We start from the raw sequence: 16729 nt of genomic DNA on the forward strand, positions 1-16729 counted from the left end.
AAACGTCCTCAACTGCAATGTTCGGCGAGGTGATTGACCAGGGCCACGGCCAGCTCTCGCGGGTCAGCGCTGAAACTGCTGTAGCCGCCCTCACGCAGGCTGTCAGGCATGCTCGGGCTGGCACAGCTGTCGGCGCGCTGGGTCCAGATCACCCCGCCCTGGCGTTTGACGTATGCGGCAGCGGCGCTGCCATCGCTGCCCATGCCGCTGAACACGATCACGCCGCACTGGGCACCGAACTGCTGCGCCAGGTTGAGCATCATCTGGTCGATGGAGGGGCTGTACGGCTCAGGCCAGCCGCGCTCGGCAAGCTGCATCGCACCGTCTTCGGCGAAACCCAGCTCGCGGGTGATCGGCGCCACCACCACCTCACCACAACGCACCGGATCACCATGACGCGCCGTGTTGACATGCCACTGGCTATGCCGACCGACGGCCTGCGGCAATGCCGCCTCGAAACTGGCGTCGATGTGCTGGGCATAGATGAAGCCAATCGGCAGACCACCCGGCAGGGCATCGAGGAACGCCTTGACCGCCGCCGGGCCGCCCAGCGAGGCGGCCAGCAACCATACCTGACGGGCCGGCTCGCCAGCTTTCAACGGAGTATTGGCCAACGCCTGCGGCAGTTCCAGGCGCGCCGGACGCTGCGCCTCATCGAGCAATGCCTGGAGGCTCGGCCCGACCGCCTGGGTCGGGTCGCCAACCAGGCGCTTGAGCTTGCCGAACAGGCTGCGCTCCCAACGCGGATAGTTTTCCGAATGACGCTCTGGGGCGTGGCCCTCGCCGAACAGCACTGGGGCACTGGCGCGTTCCAGCAGGCTGTCGACCAGCGGCGAATCTTCCGACTGCGCCAGATCCACCAGCCACAGGTCGGTCTCGCAGGCTGCCAGCGCTTCCTCATCGAGGCGCGCCGGGTCGCTGTTGAGCACCACCTGATAGCCGCCACCGGCCAAAGCCTGCTGCAGCACATGGCGCTGCAGCGAGGTGTCGGCGATTACTGCGATACGCGCGGAGGATTTGTCTGTCATGTCCGTTTGACCCGGTGGCTATCGACCAACTGTGCAATGGTGTCGAGCAGCAAGGACTCCTGATAGGGCTTGCCGAGGTACTGGTTGACGCCAATGGCCATGGCCCGCTCGCGGTGCTTCTCGCCGGTACGCGAGGTGATCATGATGATCGGCAGGTCCTTGAGGCGCTCGTCGTGACGCACCAGGGTCGCCACCTCGAATCCGTCCATGCGCGGCATCTCGATGTCCAGCAGCATGATGTCGGGCTTGTGTTCCTGCAACTGGGCGATGGCGTCCACACCGTCCTTGGCGGTGACTACGTTCATGCCGTTACGCTCGAGCAGGCGGCTGGTGACCTTGCGCACGGTGACCGAGTCGTCCACCACCATGACCAGCGTCGGACGATCGACTTCCACTTCCTCGTTGGCAGCCGCCTGACGCGAAGCCAGGCGCGGCGTCAACTGGCTCTGCAGATGTGCATGCCGCACACGAATGGTTGCCAGCAGGTCGAGAATCACCACCACGCGACCGTCACCGAGGATGGTCGCACCGGAGATGCCGTGCACCCCGGCAAACTGCGGGCCCAGGCTCTTCACCACGATCTCGCGCGAACCGGCCAGGCTGTCCACCTGCACCGCCACGGCATGCTCGCTGGAGCGCACCAGGATCACCGGCAGCGGCAGGCTCTGGCCTACCAGCTTGGGCTGCTGACCGTTGTTCAGCAGGTCGCCCAGGTACTTCAGCTCGTAAGTCTGGCCGGCGTACTCGAAGCGCGGTGCATCGGGCGCGTAATAAGCCTCCAGCTCGAACGGCGAAACCCGCACGATACCTTCGATGGTGTTCAACGGAATGGCATACAGGTCTTCGCCGGAGTACACCATCAGCGCACGGTTGACCGACACGGTGAACGGCAGGCGGATGGTGAAGCGCGTGCCCTGGCCGAGGCTCGACTCGATGCTCATCGAGCCGCCCAGTTGCTTGACCTCCGAGTGCACCACATCCATGCCGACGCCACGCCCGGAAATCTGCGTGACCTTCTCGGCCGTGGAGAAACCGGCTTCGAGGATGAACTGCAGCACCTCATGATCGCTGAGGTCGCTGTCGGCATCCATCAGGCCACGTTCGATGGCTTTACGGCGTACGGCATCCAGGCGAATACCTGCGCCGTCATCGTCCAGGGTCAGGACGATATCGGCCCCCTCACGCCCCAGGTTGAGGCGAATGGTGCCGGTATCCGGCTTGCCGGCTGCGCGGCGTACCTCGGCCTGCTCGATGCCATGGTCGACGGCGTTGCGCAGCATGTGTTCCAGCGGCGCGACGATGCGCTCGAGCACGGTGCGATCCATTTCCCCTTCGGCGTTGCCGACGACGAACTCGACCTGCTTGCCCAGCTCGCCGGCGACCTGACGCACGATGCGACGCAGGCGCGGCACCAGACGGTCGAACGGCACCATGCGGGTGCGCATCAGACCTTCCTGCAGTTCGGTGTTGACCCGCGCCTGTTGCAGCAGCAGGGTCTCGGCGTCGCGGTTCTTCGCCGCCAGGGTTTCCTTCAGATCGAGCAAGTCCGAAGCCGACTCGAACAGCGCACGGGACAGCTGCTGCAGTTGCGAGTGGCGGTCCATCTCCAGTGGGTCGAAATCTTCATAACCGGCGCGCTCGGCTTCGGCCTGATAGCGACTGAGGATCTGCGCCTGGGTCTCGGTGTCGAGACGGCGCAGCTGGTCACGCACGCGGTCGATAGTCGCTTCCATCTCGCTCAGGGTGAAGCCGACATCGCTCACCTGCTGCTCGACACGGCCACGGAAGATCGAGGTCTCACCGGCCAGGTTGACCAGACCTTCGAGCAGCTCCGCTGGTACCTTGACCAGCTCCTGTGGCGCGCGGCGGGATGCCGCCTCCAGCGCTGCCTCCTGCGCACGCTGCACGAACGGCAGCACCTTCGGTGCCTGCAACTGGCTCGGCACGTCACTGGCAGCAATGATCGGGTTGAGCAGATTGTTCGCAGGCGCCGCGGCTGATTCGGTAACCACTGGCTCATCGCCGAGGCTGGCGCTGAGGCGCTGGCGCAGCACATCGAGCTCATTCTGCAGTCCTTCGAAACCGGACTGCACATCGAGCAGCAGACTTTCCGGCCAGGGTGCCCCCTGCTGCAGCGCCTCGCTGAGATGCTGCTCCAGGTCGTGGCTCAGATCGCCAAGGCGCTTCTGCCCGGCCAGGCGTGCGCCGCCCTTGAGGGTGTGCAGCGTGCGCAGCATCTCGTCGATGGCGCTGACATCATCACGTTGTTCTTCCCAACGCCCGATCGCCGCCTCCATCGCTTCGAGCAGGTCATCGCCTTCTTCCAGGAAGATATCGAGGATGTCGCTGTCAGCCTCTTCGGCTTCATCGCTCTCGACCACAGCCCTGAGTTGGACTGCCGACGGCATGCTCAGTTGCTCATCAGGGTTGGCACGAAAGCGCTTGATCGTCTCGATCAGGGCATGGCCCTGCGGCACCGCGCGCTGACCACGCACGGCTTCGAGCATCTCGGCCAAACGGTCGTGGCAGGCCTGCAGCAGGGTAAACAACTCCTGACTGGCTCGCAGGCGACCGCCACCGAGCCCCTCGTAAAGGAATTCCAGCTCATGGGCCAGATCGCCGATTTCACGAATCTCGGCCATGCGCGCACCACCCTTGAGGGTGTGCAGATCACGCTGCAGGGCTTCCAGCTCCAGACTGTTGTCGACATCGCCCATCCAGCGCTGCAGAGCGGCACCGGCACTGTCGATGATGTCGAAACCTTCCTCGAGGAAGATTTCCACCAACTCGGGATCGCGCTCTTCATGCCAGTTGGCCAGCGTGCCTTGTGGCTCTGGCTCTGGCTCTGGCTCTGGCTCTGGCTCGACGATAGCCTCGGCCAGCGGCGGCAGTTCATCTTCGGGCAACACCAGCTCGACTTCGTCGATCAGCGGCAACTCTGCCTCAGGCTCTGCCTGTGACGCTTCGTCGAGCACGATTTCGTCTTCGACCAGTGCCAGAGGCGGCAGCTCGAAGCTATCGGGCTCCACCGTTTCGATCGACTCGACGAGCTCGTCGTCCAGCGCCGGTTCAACCTGAGCCACGGCGGCCGACAGACTCTGCGGCATGCCACCCTGGCGGAACTGACGAATTGCCTGAATCAGGTCGTCACCAGAGACCAGCGGCTGGCGGGCCTGCAACTGATCGAGCATCTGCGCCAGGCGATCATGGCTTTGCTGCAACAGGCTGCCCAGCGCTGGCGAATAGTTGTAACGGCGGTCGACCAAACCCTCGTAGAGCGACTCCAGTTCGTGGCCTAGATCGCCAATCGGGCGAATCGCGGCCATCCGCGCACCACCCTTGAGGGTGTGCAGGTCGCGCTGCAGGGAGGACAACGGCATGGTGTTGTCCGGCTCACTGAGCCAGCGCTCCAGCGCCTGACCGGCGCTATCGAGAATATCCACAGCCTCTTCGAGGAAGATCTCGACCATTTCCTCATCGAGGTCGGCGTCGACAGGGCTGAAGCCCAGTTCGGCCTCGGCCTGCAGTTCCAGGCCAGCGTCCTCGACGATTACCGGTTCGGCGGGCGTCTCTTGCCACTGCACCGGCTCGGCCTCAGCTTGCTCCAGTTCGGCAGTGGCCTGGTCCAGCTCGATGATTTCCAGCCCCTCGACGCCAGGCGCCAGCAAGGCCAGGGTATGCGGATCGATGGCTTCGCTGAGCAGCTCACGCAGCGCCTGTACGCGCTCGGGTTGCGGGCTGACCTGCAAGGCCGCAGCGACCTGATCCATCATGCCGATCAGCGCTTCGTGAGCCTTTTCCGCTTCGTCGAAAAAGCGTTCGCTGACGGCCAGGCTGCCTTCCTCGACGGCACCATAGAGATCCAGCAGGGCCTCGCAGAGCTCGTCGATCTGCGGCAGCTCGGCCATTTCGGCGCCACGACCGAGCGTGGTCAGCTCTTCCAGCAGCGCAGACAGCTCCTGGCGCTCGGACGGATGCTCGCGCCATTTACGCAGCAGGTCCTCGGCATCCAGCAAGATGTCCATGCCTTCGGCGAGGAAGATGCTGATCATCTGCGGATCGCGGCTTTCACCGCTCTGTGCCATGCGCTCGTCTTCGGCGTTGGCGAGACGTTCCTGATGCAGCGCCTGGACGCGGGCAAGGAATGCCTCGGCGCCGGGAATAGGTGCCAGAGGCTGAGTCTCGAGATTGTCGAGAGCGATACGGAACACGCCCTCGGCGCTGCTCAACAACTCGGCGGCCGCCAGATCCACCTGAATCAGGTTGGTCTTGAACTCCTTGACCAGCTTCTCCAGCGGCGCAGCGATTTCTGCCACCGGCAGGATGCCGGCCATATAGGCACTGCCCTTGAGGGTGTGCAGCGCACGCTGCAGGTCGTCGGTGACTGGCTGCGGCAGCTCCTGGGCGCAATCGGCGAGAAAGCCCACCAGGGTATCCAGATGGGTTTCCGCCTCGTTGCGGAAGATTTCCAGCAACTGTGAGTCAAGGGGCTCACCATTGAGAGACTCGCTATCGAGCGGTTGGTCGGTGACCGACTCGACCTGCTCGACGACCTCGGTAGCGTCGTCAACGCCCACGGGCTCGGCTACCTGCTGGGCGGCCGGGGCGTCAGATTTTGGGGGCGTCAGCCCCTTGGCCAGGGCATGCGCGGTGGCCGCCAGTAGATCGACATCGTCACGCTGACGCTGAGCCTTGGCGGCGAACTCGTCGACCAGCGCCGGCATCAGCGCCACTACGTCGAGCACTACCTGCTGCACCGGTGCACTCGGTTCGATGCTGCGGTCCAGCACGCGGTTGAGCAAATTTTCGATGGACCAGCCCAGCTCGCCGATGATCAGCGCGCGAACCATGCGGCCGCTGCCCTTGAGCGTGTGGAAGGCCCGACGCACTTCGATCAGCGCGTCCTTGTTATCGGTATCGGCCTGCCACTGCGGCAGGTATTCGCCGATAGTTTCCAGCACCTCGCCGACTTCTTCGATAAAGACTTCCAGCAACTCTTCATCCACCGGCTCTTCATCGGCAGGCGGCGGCAACAGGCTCGGCGGCACATCGGCGGCAGGTGGATTGATCGCCTGCACCGGTGCGGCCATCACGTCAGCCATTGACAGCGGCTTCTCTGCCACTGGCTCCTCGACCTGGATGTGCGGCGCGCTGGGCAGCTCGACTTCCGGCAGTTCCAGATCGGCCAACTCCAGCTCGTCCCACTGATTCGCTTCGGCCAGTTGCTCCAGGCTCAGCTCTTCGAGCTCCAACGCCGGCTCGGCCTGGGCGTCGAACAACGGTGCGGCGATGATCTCTTCGCTCTGCGTACTGGGCAGCTCTTCGAGCTCGCCCAGTTCGAAGGTGAAGGTCTCGGCGCTCTCGCTCACTGCTGGCAGGTCAGGCTCGATGTCGACCAGCTCCAGCTCGGCAACGGCTTCGTCAGGTGCATCGCCCGACTCGAAGGCCAGCGGCTCGATCTCGGCGAGGGGCTCTTCGAGCTGTTCGTCCTCGGCGCCCAGCAGTTCGATTTCCTGCAGCGGGTCAGCCAGCGGCGCCAGGCTTTCCTCCTGCGGTTCGACGCGGTCGAGAATCGACGGTTTTTCCTTGAGCGGATAACCCAGTGCTTCCAGGCTCTCCTCGGCGACGTCGAGAATCAGGTCGCCCTGCGTGCCATGGTCCTCGGCCAGACGCTCGAGGTAATACTCGACGCTGGTAATGGCGTCTGCCAGGGTGTCCAGGCTCTGCCAGTTGGGCACGGCCTTGCGCGCCAGCAACTGTTCCTGAATGTAGCGGTTGCAGGCATTGAGCAGGTCGGCAGCGCGCTGCAGCGGAATCATCGCCAGGCCGCCACGCACCTGCGTCAGCAGGCCGGGGACACGTGCCAGATGCTCGTGGTTCCACTGCGAGGCGATGAACTCGATGATCGCGTCCTTGGCCTGTTCCAGACCGTTGCGCGCCTCTTTGATCACCAACTGATGAATCTGCGCCACATCGGTGGTGGGCAGGTGGCTCTGTTCGTTCTTGCTGTCATCGCTCGGCCCGACCATGCCGGCCAGCGTCGCCTCGACGTAGAGCAACGCACCGGCAACGTCCATCAGCACGGCATCGTTGGGCTCGCGCTGGCCGAGGGACAGGCCGTGAATCACGTCGATCTGGTCGAGAATGACCTTGCGCGGCTGGCCGAAACCGAGCACTGCGAGGGTATCGGCGATCTGCTTGAGCGGCGCCAGCAGGGCGTCCAGCTCACTGGGTTGACTGCGATCACTGCGCACGAACAGGTCCAGGCTGTCCTTGACCCGCACCAACTCTTCGCAGAGAGCCGCCACCACAGAACGCATGGCATCACGGTCGGGACCTGCCAGACGGGCACGTTCCTCATCCACCACTTCGTTGTCGGGCAGCGCTTCGTCGAGACGATACTGCTCCTTCAGGGCGCGAATACGCGGCGACTGCGCCGGCGCCTTGGCCACATAGAACAACAGGTTCTTGGTCAATTCGTCGCTAGCGGGCTGGTTGATGCCATCGGCACCCTGCTCGACCAGGCGCTTGAGCTCCTTGTCGACCTGACGCAGCAAGGTACGCACCGAGGTACCGTTGACCACACTGCCGTTGGCCAGACCTTCGACCATGCCGGAAGCGATCTGCCACAGGCCGCCCAACGGGGCGTCCTTGCACAGCGTTTCCAGACGAGCGAAGACGCGCGCCATGTAACCGAGATTGGTCGCCAGGTCCTGATTGCGGATCACGCCGACCAGGGCCATTTGCAGCATCTGCCGCAGCTTGCGCAGCAGCACCGGAAGCTCGGCGGTACGCAGGCGCGCCAGGCTATCGGACGGCAGCGCCGGCAGGCGTGCGGACATGTCCGGGGAGAACAGGCTGGTTTCCGACAGCAGCTTCTCGCCACGGGCGGCGCGCAGATCGTTGAGCAGCGGCAGCACGACCATAGGCAGGTCGCGGCGAGCGGTCTGGATGCGGTCGAGGTACACCGGCAGTTGCAGAATGGCCTGCATCAGCACTTCCAGGGCTTCGCCCTGGTTGGCCACGCGACCTTCCATCAGTGCCTTGGCCAACTGCTCCATTTCCTCGGCGAGCAGAGCCGCGCCGTAGAACTCGACCATCTGCAAGGTGCCGTGAACCTGGTGCACGTAGGTCAAGCAGAAGCGCATGCGCGTAGGGTCCTGCGGGTTCTCGACGAACGCCTCCAGGGCTTGCCGCGCCTGCTTCAGGGTTTCCCCGATCTCGCCTTTGACCCACTCCAGGGCGACATAATCATGCCGATCACCCATAGCCACTCCACTCATAAACTTGGCCTTATCCCTTGCGGGTAAACGCCAGAACTCGCTCGTCGGCCACCGGCACCAGTTGCGGGTGCTGCCAACCGGCTACTTCGCCCACGCCCACGACCAGCAGGCCACCCGGCGCCAGGCTTTCGGCCAGGCGATTGAGGATGTCGCGGCGACGCCAGCGGCGGAAATAGATCAGCAAGTTCTGACAGAAAATCACATCCATGCCGGACATCGGCGCCTTGGCCAGTTCCAACACATTGAGCTTGGCGCAGCACACACGCGCGGCCAGGCTCGGTCCCACCTTGAAGCGTCCATCGGCCTGGGCGAGAAAGTAGCGCTCGCGCAGCTCGTCACTCACCTGCTCCAGGCGTCGCGCCGAGTAGCACGCCTCGCGTGCCTTGCTCAGTGCGCCCTGACTGATATCGGTACCGGTCACCGCGAAGTGTTCGGGCAACTCGCTGCCTTGCAGAACCTCCGCGGCCTGAATCGCCAGCGAATACGGCTCTTCACCACTGGAGCAACCCACGCTCCACAATTCCCAGGGTTTGCCCAGGCCCGCCGCCAGACGCTCCTGCAGGTACTGCGAGAGCACCTCGAACGACGGTGGATGGCGGAAAAAGCGGGTTTCCTGCACGGTCAGACGATCCAGCAGGGTCGACCACTCCACTGCGCCGCGTGGGCCATCGGTGACCTGTTGGTAGTAGCTGGCGTAATCCGTGACGCCCAGTTCGCGCATGCGCGCACTCAGGTTGGTCTGCAGAAAAGCGCGCCGCTGCTCGCTGATCACCACACCGGTACGCGCCTCGAGCAGCGTCTGCCAGTCGTGGAAATCGGCTTGCGACATATCGGCCACCGGGCGCAATGCCCACACGCCCGCTGACTGCATACCTTCGCCCTGGGTCATGGCTGTGTAGCGGAGGCTGCAGCCAGCCTCCGCACTCCTTTATCAGGCGTCTGGCAGGGTGAAACCGGATACCGACTTGCGCATCTCACTGGCCATCTTGGCCAGGTTACCAATGCTCTTGGCGGTGGCGGTGGTACCCGAGGACGTCTGCGAGGTGATCTCCTGGATCACGTTCATGGTGTTGGAAATGTGGCCCGCAGACGAAGCCTGCTGGCGGGCGGCGTTGGAAATGTTCTGGATGAGGGCCGCGAGGGTTTTCGATACCTTCTCGATCTCTTCCAGGGCCACCCCGGCGTCCTGCGCCAGGCGGGCACCGCGCACCACTTCGGAAGTCGTCTGCTCCATGGAGATAACGGCTTCGTTGGTGTCGGTCTGAATGGTTTTTACCAGCGCCTCGATCTGCTTGGTCGCCGCCGAGGAACGTTCTGCGAGGCGTTGTACCTCGTCCGCTACCACGGCGAAGCCGCGACCGGCATCACCGGCCATCGACGCCTGGATCGCGGCGTTCAGTGCAAGGATGTTGGTCTGGTCGGCAATGTCGTTAATCAGGCTAACGATGTCACCGATCTCCTGGGACGATTCACCGAGGCGCTTGATTCGCTTCGAGGTGTCCTGGATCTGCTCACGGATGTTATCCATGCCGGTGATGGTGTTGTGTACGACTTCGTTGCCCTTGTTGGCGATGGCTACGGAACGTTCCGCTACCGCGGAGGATTCCGAGGCGTTCGCCGATACCTGGTCAATCGACACGGCCATTTCGTTGATCGCCGCGGAGGCACCGGCAATTTCCTGCGCCTGGTGCTCGGAAGCCTCGGCTAGGTGCATTGCCGTGGCCTGGGTTTCCTGGGCAGCACCGGCTACCTGAACGGCGGTCAGGTTGATGGTGGCTACCAGCTCGCGCAGCTGGTCGATGGAGTAGTTGATGGAGTCGGCGATGGCACCGGTGAAGTCTTCGGTTACCGTCGCGGCCACGGTCAGGTCACCGTCGGCGAGGTCGGCGATTTCGTCGAGCAGACGCAGAATCGCCGCCTGGTTACGTTCGTTCTTCTCGGCGGTCTCGGCCAGACGACGGTTGGTCTCGCGCACCATCACCAGACCGATGAGGATGATCGACCCCAGCGCCAGGGCACCCAGCACGTAGCCGAACAGGGTATTGATGGCACGGCCCGAGGCCAGGCCTTCGAAACCGGCGGCCAGTTCGGAGGCCTTGTCCAGCAGGGTCTGCGAAACGGTGAAGATCGAGTTCGCCGATTCACGTACCTGGAACAGTTCCGGCGAGGTCTCGAGAATCTCGTCCACCGAACCGGATACGAATTCGAACAGCTCGGAAATCTCGGCCAGGCGCTCGAGGGCCTCCTCGTCGGTCACCTGGCTGATCTCCATCGCCGCGTTGCCTTCGAGCATGGCGGCCAGTACGCGACCGAACAGGCTGGCATCACGACCGAACATGTCGGCGGCCTGTACCGAGTCTTCGTCACCGGCCAGTACCTTGTTCACCGAGCCGAGAATACGCTCGGCCAGCAGCGACTGACGCTGGGCCACAGAGACCTGGGCAGCCGGTGCACCGCTTTCCAGCAGGATGTCGACCACTTCCTCGTACTCGACCTGCAATTGCGGAATGGTTTCCGCCAGGGTGGCGGCTACCTGGTGCAGCGACAGTACGGTCTGCTCACTGGCAATAATGGCGTCGGTGTTCTGCCGCAGGCTGTCCCAGTCCTGCTGCACCGCAGCCATCTGCGCTTGCACCGAAGAAGGTGCCGGAGGCAGGCCGGTATTGGCATCACCGTCGGTCAGGTAACTCCAGCGCCGCTGGAAGTCGTTACGCGCAGCACGCAGCAGGCCGAATGCCTCTGCCTTGCCCGCCGCAGCCTCAGTGGCGTTGTTGGCGATCCGCTGGGACAGTACGCGCAGCTCACCGGAGTGGCTGATGTACTCGGTATCGTAGTTGGACTGGGTGTTGATGTAGGCGAAGTTCGCGAACAACAGCACGATGGAAACGATAAGCACGACGAACAGCGCTGCGATCAGCGTACTGCTCCGTGCCCCCGCCAACAAATTGCCTGTATTTAGTTTTTTCATTATCTGGCCCCCGCCTGGACCGACCGCACTACGGTTCCCATGTAACGCCAAAGAGCCGGCAAAACCGGCCCAACCGAAAATCTACTGATAGGACACATCGAGAAAACCCGGATTAGTGGTCAGCGCATGAGGGCTGAACACCAACCAGGGTTGTTCTCGTTGAAAGACTCCGTGGATAAACGGCGCAATGCTCGCCTCGAGAGGCGGCAGTTGTTCTGAAAATGCATCCACGGGAAAATGTTGCATGCCGAAAACCTCGTCGACGGTAAGGCCAGCGAAGATTTCCTGGTGGTCCACCACCAGCACTCGCCGCTGCTTGCGCAGCGGCGAAAGTTCATTACCGAAGAACCCGCACAGGTCCATGATCGGCAGCAGGCGGCCACGCACATTGGCCACCCCTTTGACCCAGCCCTTCACACCCGGCAGCAGGGTGTAGCGCGGCTCGTGCAGCACTTCTCCCACTTCCCCCATCGGCGCGACGAAGAATCGCTCGCCCATGCGAAAGCCGATGCCGCTCCAGCTCTGCACCGCCGCCTGCTGCGACGGCAGGCCAGCCGCCAAGACCCGGCAGCGCTGGTCAATCTCAAGGAGAATCTGGAAAGGAGTCTGCGCGGACATGCCAGCCTTGGCCTTCTTTTTATTTAGTACACGGACAGCACGGCATCAGCCGGCCAGTACCGCATTGAGGGTCTTCAGCAAGGTATCTTCGTCGATCGGCTTGGTCAGGTAGTCCTTGGCGCCTTGGCGCTTGCCCCAGACCTTGTCGGTTTCCTGATCCTTAGTGGTGACGATGATCACCGGGATGTGGCTGGTCTCGGCGTCCTTGGTCAGCTGACGGGTCGCCTGAAAGCCGTTGAGGCCGGGCATGACGATGTCCATCAGCACCGCGTCGGGCTTTTCCTGGCGAGCCAGAGCCACGCCGTCAGCGCCGTTTTCCGCCTTGAGTACCTGGTGCCCATGTTTTTCCAGCATGGCGGTCAGCTTGTACATCTCGGTCGGGGAGTCATCAACAATTAGAATTCGAGCCATGGTGTTTCCCAATACAGAAGTGGCGTACGGCGGTCAGGCCGGAACGTCAGGAGGCTTGTTCCACCGGGGTGAAGTCCGGCACATGAGCCTTGATCGCACCGAGCAGCTCTTCCTTGCTGAAAGGCTTGGTCAGGTATTGATCGGAGCCGACGATGCGCCCCTTGGCCTTGTCGAACAGGCCGTCCTTGGAGGACAGCATGATCACCGGGGTGGATTTGAAGGCACTGTTGTTCTTGATCAGGGCACAGGTCTGATACCCATCGAGGCGCGGCATCATGATGTCGACAAAGATGATGCTGGGGTGAGTGTCGGCAATCTTGGCCAGGGCATCGAAGCCATCGACCGCAGTGATGACATCACAGCCCACTTTTTTCAGCAGAGTTTCAGCGGTGCGACGAATCGTTTTCGAATCGTCGATCACCATCACTTTCAAACCCTCGGAATGCTGTTCCATTTTCGCCCTACCATCGCCTCGGTGAGTCGTTATATTCACGTTATCAGTATGCCTGAGGCCCTGTTGCCGATGGGCTTTGGCCCAGTCGCCGGGCCTTTGTAGCACACTCTCCAGATGCAATCTATAAGCCTGCCGGGGCTGCGCCAGCCCTTGACCAAGGCCATCGCCAACGCCACCCTGACAGCCTCACAAGGCATAGCCAACCAGGCCTCAACCCTCTTATCTCGCGGAGATTTCCCCCCATGAGCCTTCGTCTCGGGATCGTCATGGATCCGATTGCCAACATTTCCTTCAAGAAGGACAGCTCGCTGGCCATGTTACTGGCCGCTCAAGCACGCGGCTGGTCGCTGTTCTATATGGAGCAGCAGGATCTCTACCAGGTTCGTGGTCAGGCCCGTGCCCGCATGCGCCCGCTGGAGGTATTCAACGACCCGCAACGCTGGTTTGCCCTGGATGCCGAACAGGACACGCCGCTGGCCGAACTGGACGTGATCCTGATGCGCAAGGATCCACCTTTCGATAACGAATTCGTCTACTCCACCTACCTGCTTGAGCAGGCCGAGAACGACGGCGTACTGGTGGTCAATCGGCCGCAGAGTCTGCGCGACTGCAACGAAAAATTCTTCGCCACCCAGTTCCCTCGGTACACACCCCCCACTCTGGTCACTCGGCGCCCCGACATTGTGCGCCAGTTTGCCGATGAGCACCGTGACATCATTCTCAAACCCCTTGATGGCATGGGTGGTTCGCAAATCTTTCGTCACCGTGAAGGCGACCCGAATCTTTCCGTGATTCTGGAAGCACTGACCCTGCATGGTCGCCAACAGATCATGGTTCAGGCCTACCTGCCGGCGATCAAGGACGGTGACAAGCGCATCCTGATGATAGACGGCGAACCGGTACCCTACTGCCTGGCGCGCATCCCGGCCGCCGGCGAGACTCGCGGCAACCTGGCTGCCGGCGGACGCGGCGAGGCCCGCCCACTGACCGAACGCGACCGCGAGATCGCTGCGGCAGTTGGCCCCACCCTGCGCGAAAAAGGCCTGATCTTCGTCGGGCTCGACGTAATCGGCGACCATCTGACGGAAATCAACGTCACCAGTCCGACCTGCATCCGCGAGATCGATGCCGCCTTCGATACCCGCATCGGCGAACGCCTGATGGACTGCATTGCACGCAAGCGCGGACTAAAAGCTTGACGCAAGTGGCAGCCTGGCGCCTGCAACTTGCAGGCGCCCACCGCTACCCGGCAGACTGCGCGACATTCGAAAGCAGACCCGATACGCGATGAACGCAGCAGCCTCCTCAACCAGCGCGCCCTCCGCCACCGTCCGACCGGCGGATCGCCTCGGGTTCACCCTCTTTCTTGCCGCTGCACTGCACGTAGCGGTGATCCTTGGCGTCGGTTTCACCCTGGAGTCGCCACCGGAAATCAGCAAGACACTGGAAATCACCCTGTCCACCTTCAAGAGCGAAAAAGCACCGGACAAGGCCGATTTCCTCGCTCAGGACAACCAGCAAGGCAGCGGCACCCTGGAGCATACCGCCGCACCGAAGACTACCGAGCAGGCGCCCTTTCAGGACAGCGAGGTGCGCAAGGTCACGCCGCCCGCCACGCCGCAGCAGCCCGCCACCCGACAGGAGGCGACCAAGGCCGCCGTCGCCACCCGCGCCCCGCAGCAGCAGAAGACGCCAGTCAAACGCGAGGAAGCCAAGCCGGTTGCGACAACGCGCCCGGCGCCGGTATTCGACGCTGCCCAACTGTCCGCCGAGATAGCCAGCCTGGAAGCGGAACTGGCGCAGGAGGTGCAGGCCTATGCCAAGCGCCCGAAGATTCATCGCCTCAATGCTGCCTCGACCATGCGCGACAAGGGCGCCTGGTACAAGGACGAGTGGCGCAAGAAGGTCGAACGCATCGGCAACCTCAACTACCCCGACGACGCCCGCCGCCAGCGCATCTATGGCAGCCTGCGCCTGCTGGTGTCGATCAACCGCGACGGTTCGCTGTATGAAGTACAGGTGCTGGAATCATCCGGCCAGGCGGTACTCGACCAGGCCGCGCAACGCATCGTGCGCCTGGCCGCGCCCTATGCGCCCTTCACCGGCGACCTGGCCGATATCGACCGCCTGGAAATCATCCGCACCTGGCGCTTCGAGCGCGGTGATCGACTGTCGAGTAATTAGCCAACCCTGATCCTCGGTGCGCACGGCGCCCCCTGCGAAGTGGCGCCAGCAGCCTGGGTGAAATCCGGCAAAGCACTGCTCACGCTTGTAGCTTGCCGCCTGTCGCTCCAAACTAGGCGTCATGAAGAAATCAGCTCCCACCTCGCTCAAGCATCACTTCCTGATCGCCATGCCGCACATGGACGATCCGAACTTCGCGCAGACCGTCACCTACCTGGTCGAACACAACGAGCAGGGCGCGATGGGCCTGGTGATCAACAAACCCAACGGCCTCAACCTGGCCGATGTGCTCGAACAACTGCGCCCCGATGAAGAGCCCGCGGCGCTGTGCCATAGCCTGCCAATATTCGCTGGCGGCCCGGTACAGACCGACCGTGGTTTCGTCCTGCACCCGGCCGGCCCACAGTTCCAGGCGACCCTGGAGCTGGGCGAACTGGGCTTGTCCACCTCGCAGGACGTGCTGTTCGCCATCGCCGACGGCAGCGGCCCGGACCGCTACCTGATCAGCCTCGGCTATGCCGGCTGGGATGCCGGACAACTGGAGGCCGAACTGGCCGACAACGCCTGGCTGACCTGCCCCGCCGACAGCAGCATTCTCTTCGACCTGCCGTTCGACCAGCGCCTCGATGCCGCAGCCGCGCGCCTGGGCGTCAACCTCAGCCTGCTGACCTCGCAAGTCGGGCACGCCTGATGAGCGACAAGCCACTGCGCCTGCTGCTGGGCTTCGACTACGGCACCAAGCAGATCGGCGTCGCCGTCGGCCAGGTGATTACCGGCCAGGCCCGTGAGCTGTGCGTGCTCAAGGCGCAGAATGGCGTGCCGGACTGGAGCCGCGTCGAAGCGCTGTTCAAGGAATGGCAGCCGGACGCCGTGGTGGTCGGCCTGCCGCTGAACATGGACGGCACGCCCAGCGAAATGAGCGCCCGCGCCGAGAAATTCGCCCGCCGCCTCAACGGCCGCTTCAACCTGCCGGCCTACACCCACGACGAACGCCTGACCACCTTCGAGGCCAAAGGCCAACGCCTGCGCGAAGGCCAGAGTGGCGGCTATCGCGAGCGCCCGATCGATGCCATTGCCGCCGCCCTGCTGCTGCAAGGCTGGCTCGAGGAAAACTGCACGGGCTGAGAGCTAGCTGCGTTGCCGATGCTGCGTTAAAAACAGGCTCGGAATGCTCATTTACAACTCGTAAACTGCGCTTCCTCGCCTGTTTTTGCCTTGCCTCGGCGGCCTCGCTTACGCTCTCAGAAGCTGTTCATATATGGAGTTTCGCCATGCTACCCAACCCCAACGACCTGCTACCGGCCATGGCCAGTGCGCTGACCCAGCATCTGAACCAACGCCAGATCAGCGAGCCGCGCTTCATCGGCATCCGCACCGGCGGCGTCTGGGTCGCCCAGGCCCTGCTTGCCGCCCTGGGGCGCGATGACGCGCTGGGCATCCTCGATGTGTCCTTCTACCGCGACGACTTCACCCAGAACGGCCTGCACCCGCAGGTGCAACCGTCCGAACTGCCGTTCGAGATCGAAGGCCAGCACCTGGTGCTGATCGACGACGTATTGATGAGCGGGCGCACCATCCGCGCAGCGCTGAACGAACTGTTCGACTACGGCCGCCCCGCCAGCGTGACCCTGGTCAGCCTGCTCGACTTGGGCGCCCGCGAGTTGCCGATCCGCCCCGACGTGGTCGGCGCCACCCTGTCGCTGGCCACCAACGAGCGGGTAAAATTGTCCGGCCCCACGCCGCTGACCCTCGAACTCCAGACGCTCGCCAACTGAGACTCCCC

The 16729-nt window shown here is 63.2% G+C and carries 12 protein-coding genes; 5 read left to right on the top strand and 7 right to left on the bottom strand.

Going from position 1 to position 16729, the window contains the following annotated elements; all coding sequences use genetic code 11:
* Positions 1-8 precede the first annotated feature (8 nt).
* The 7 genes from DBO86_RS13860 to pilG all read right to left on the bottom strand — a co-directional run bounded on the left by DBO86_RS13860 (position 9) and on the right by pilG (position 12762).
* Positions 9-1028, bottom strand: a complete 1020-nt coding sequence (locus DBO86_RS13860; protein ID WP_108233958.1) for a chemotaxis protein CheB — start codon at positions 1026-1028, stop codon at positions 9-11.
* Positions 1025-8296, bottom strand: a complete 7272-nt coding sequence (locus DBO86_RS13865; protein WP_108233959.1) for an Hpt domain-containing protein — start codon at positions 8294-8296, stop codon at positions 1025-1027. Before DBO86_RS13865 ends, DBO86_RS13860 begins: the two co-directional genes overlap by 4 nt.
* A 25-nt stretch (positions 8297-8321) precedes the next feature.
* The gene (locus DBO86_RS13870) at positions 8322-9182 is read right to left on the bottom strand and encodes a protein-glutamate O-methyltransferase (protein ID WP_108233985.1); all 861 of its coding nucleotides are present in this window, start codon (positions 9180-9182) and stop codon (positions 8322-8324) included.
* 60 nt (positions 9183-9242) lie between these two features.
* Complete coding sequence (locus DBO86_RS13875) at positions 9243-11279, bottom strand: methyl-accepting chemotaxis protein (protein WP_108233960.1); 2037 nt, start codon at positions 11277-11279, stop codon at positions 9243-9245.
* Positions 11280-11360: 81 nt separating this feature from the next.
* Positions 11361-11897, bottom strand: coding sequence for a chemotaxis protein CheW (locus tag DBO86_RS13880; RefSeq protein ID WP_108233961.1), 537 nt, complete (start codon positions 11895-11897; stop codon positions 11361-11363).
* Positions 11898-11942: 45 nt separating this feature from the next.
* Entirely contained in the window at positions 11943-12308 is a 366-nt protein-coding gene (gene pilH, locus DBO86_RS13885; protein ID WP_003458790.1) for a twitching motility response regulator PilH, read from the bottom strand.
* Between the two features lie 46 nt (positions 12309-12354).
* Positions 12355-12762, bottom strand: a complete 408-nt coding sequence (gene pilG, locus DBO86_RS13890) for a twitching motility response regulator PilG (protein WP_003458788.1) — start codon at positions 12760-12762, stop codon at positions 12355-12357.
* A gap of 242 nt (positions 12763-13004) precedes the next feature.
* Here pilG and gshB point away from each other — a divergent pair, with 242 nt between their 5' ends.
* The 5 genes from gshB to pyrR all read left to right on the top strand — a co-directional run bounded on the left by gshB (position 13005) and on the right by pyrR (position 16721).
* The gene (gshB, locus tag DBO86_RS13895) at positions 13005-13961 is read left to right on the top strand and encodes a glutathione synthase (RefSeq protein WP_108233962.1); all 957 of its coding nucleotides are present in this window, start codon (positions 13005-13007) and stop codon (positions 13959-13961) included.
* An 88-nt stretch (positions 13962-14049) separates the two neighbouring features.
* Entirely contained in the window at positions 14050-14946 is an 897-nt protein-coding gene (locus DBO86_RS13900; protein ID WP_104729937.1) for an energy transducer TonB, read from the top strand.
* 121 nt (positions 14947-15067) lie between these two features.
* The gene (locus DBO86_RS13905) at positions 15068-15637 is read left to right on the top strand and encodes a YqgE/AlgH family protein (RefSeq protein ID WP_104729936.1); all 570 of its coding nucleotides are present in this window, start codon (positions 15068-15070) and stop codon (positions 15635-15637) included.
* A complete protein-coding gene (gene ruvX / locus DBO86_RS13910) occupies positions 15634-16071 on the top strand; it encodes a Holliday junction resolvase RuvX (protein WP_104729935.1) in 438 nt (145 codons plus the stop codon). The genes DBO86_RS13905 and ruvX overlap by 4 nt, the downstream gene beginning before the upstream one ends.
* Positions 16072-16217: 146 nt before the next feature.
* Complete coding sequence (pyrR, locus tag DBO86_RS13915) at positions 16218-16721, top strand: bifunctional pyr operon transcriptional regulator/uracil phosphoribosyltransferase PyrR (RefSeq protein WP_072423459.1); 504 nt, start codon at positions 16218-16220, stop codon at positions 16719-16721.
* Positions 16722-16729: the final 8 nt, after the last annotated feature.

The sequence above is a fragment of the Ectopseudomonas oleovorans genome (assembly GCF_003052605.1).
GTDB lineage: Bacteria > Pseudomonadota > Gammaproteobacteria > Pseudomonadales > Pseudomonadaceae > Aquipseudomonas > Aquipseudomonas oleovorans_A.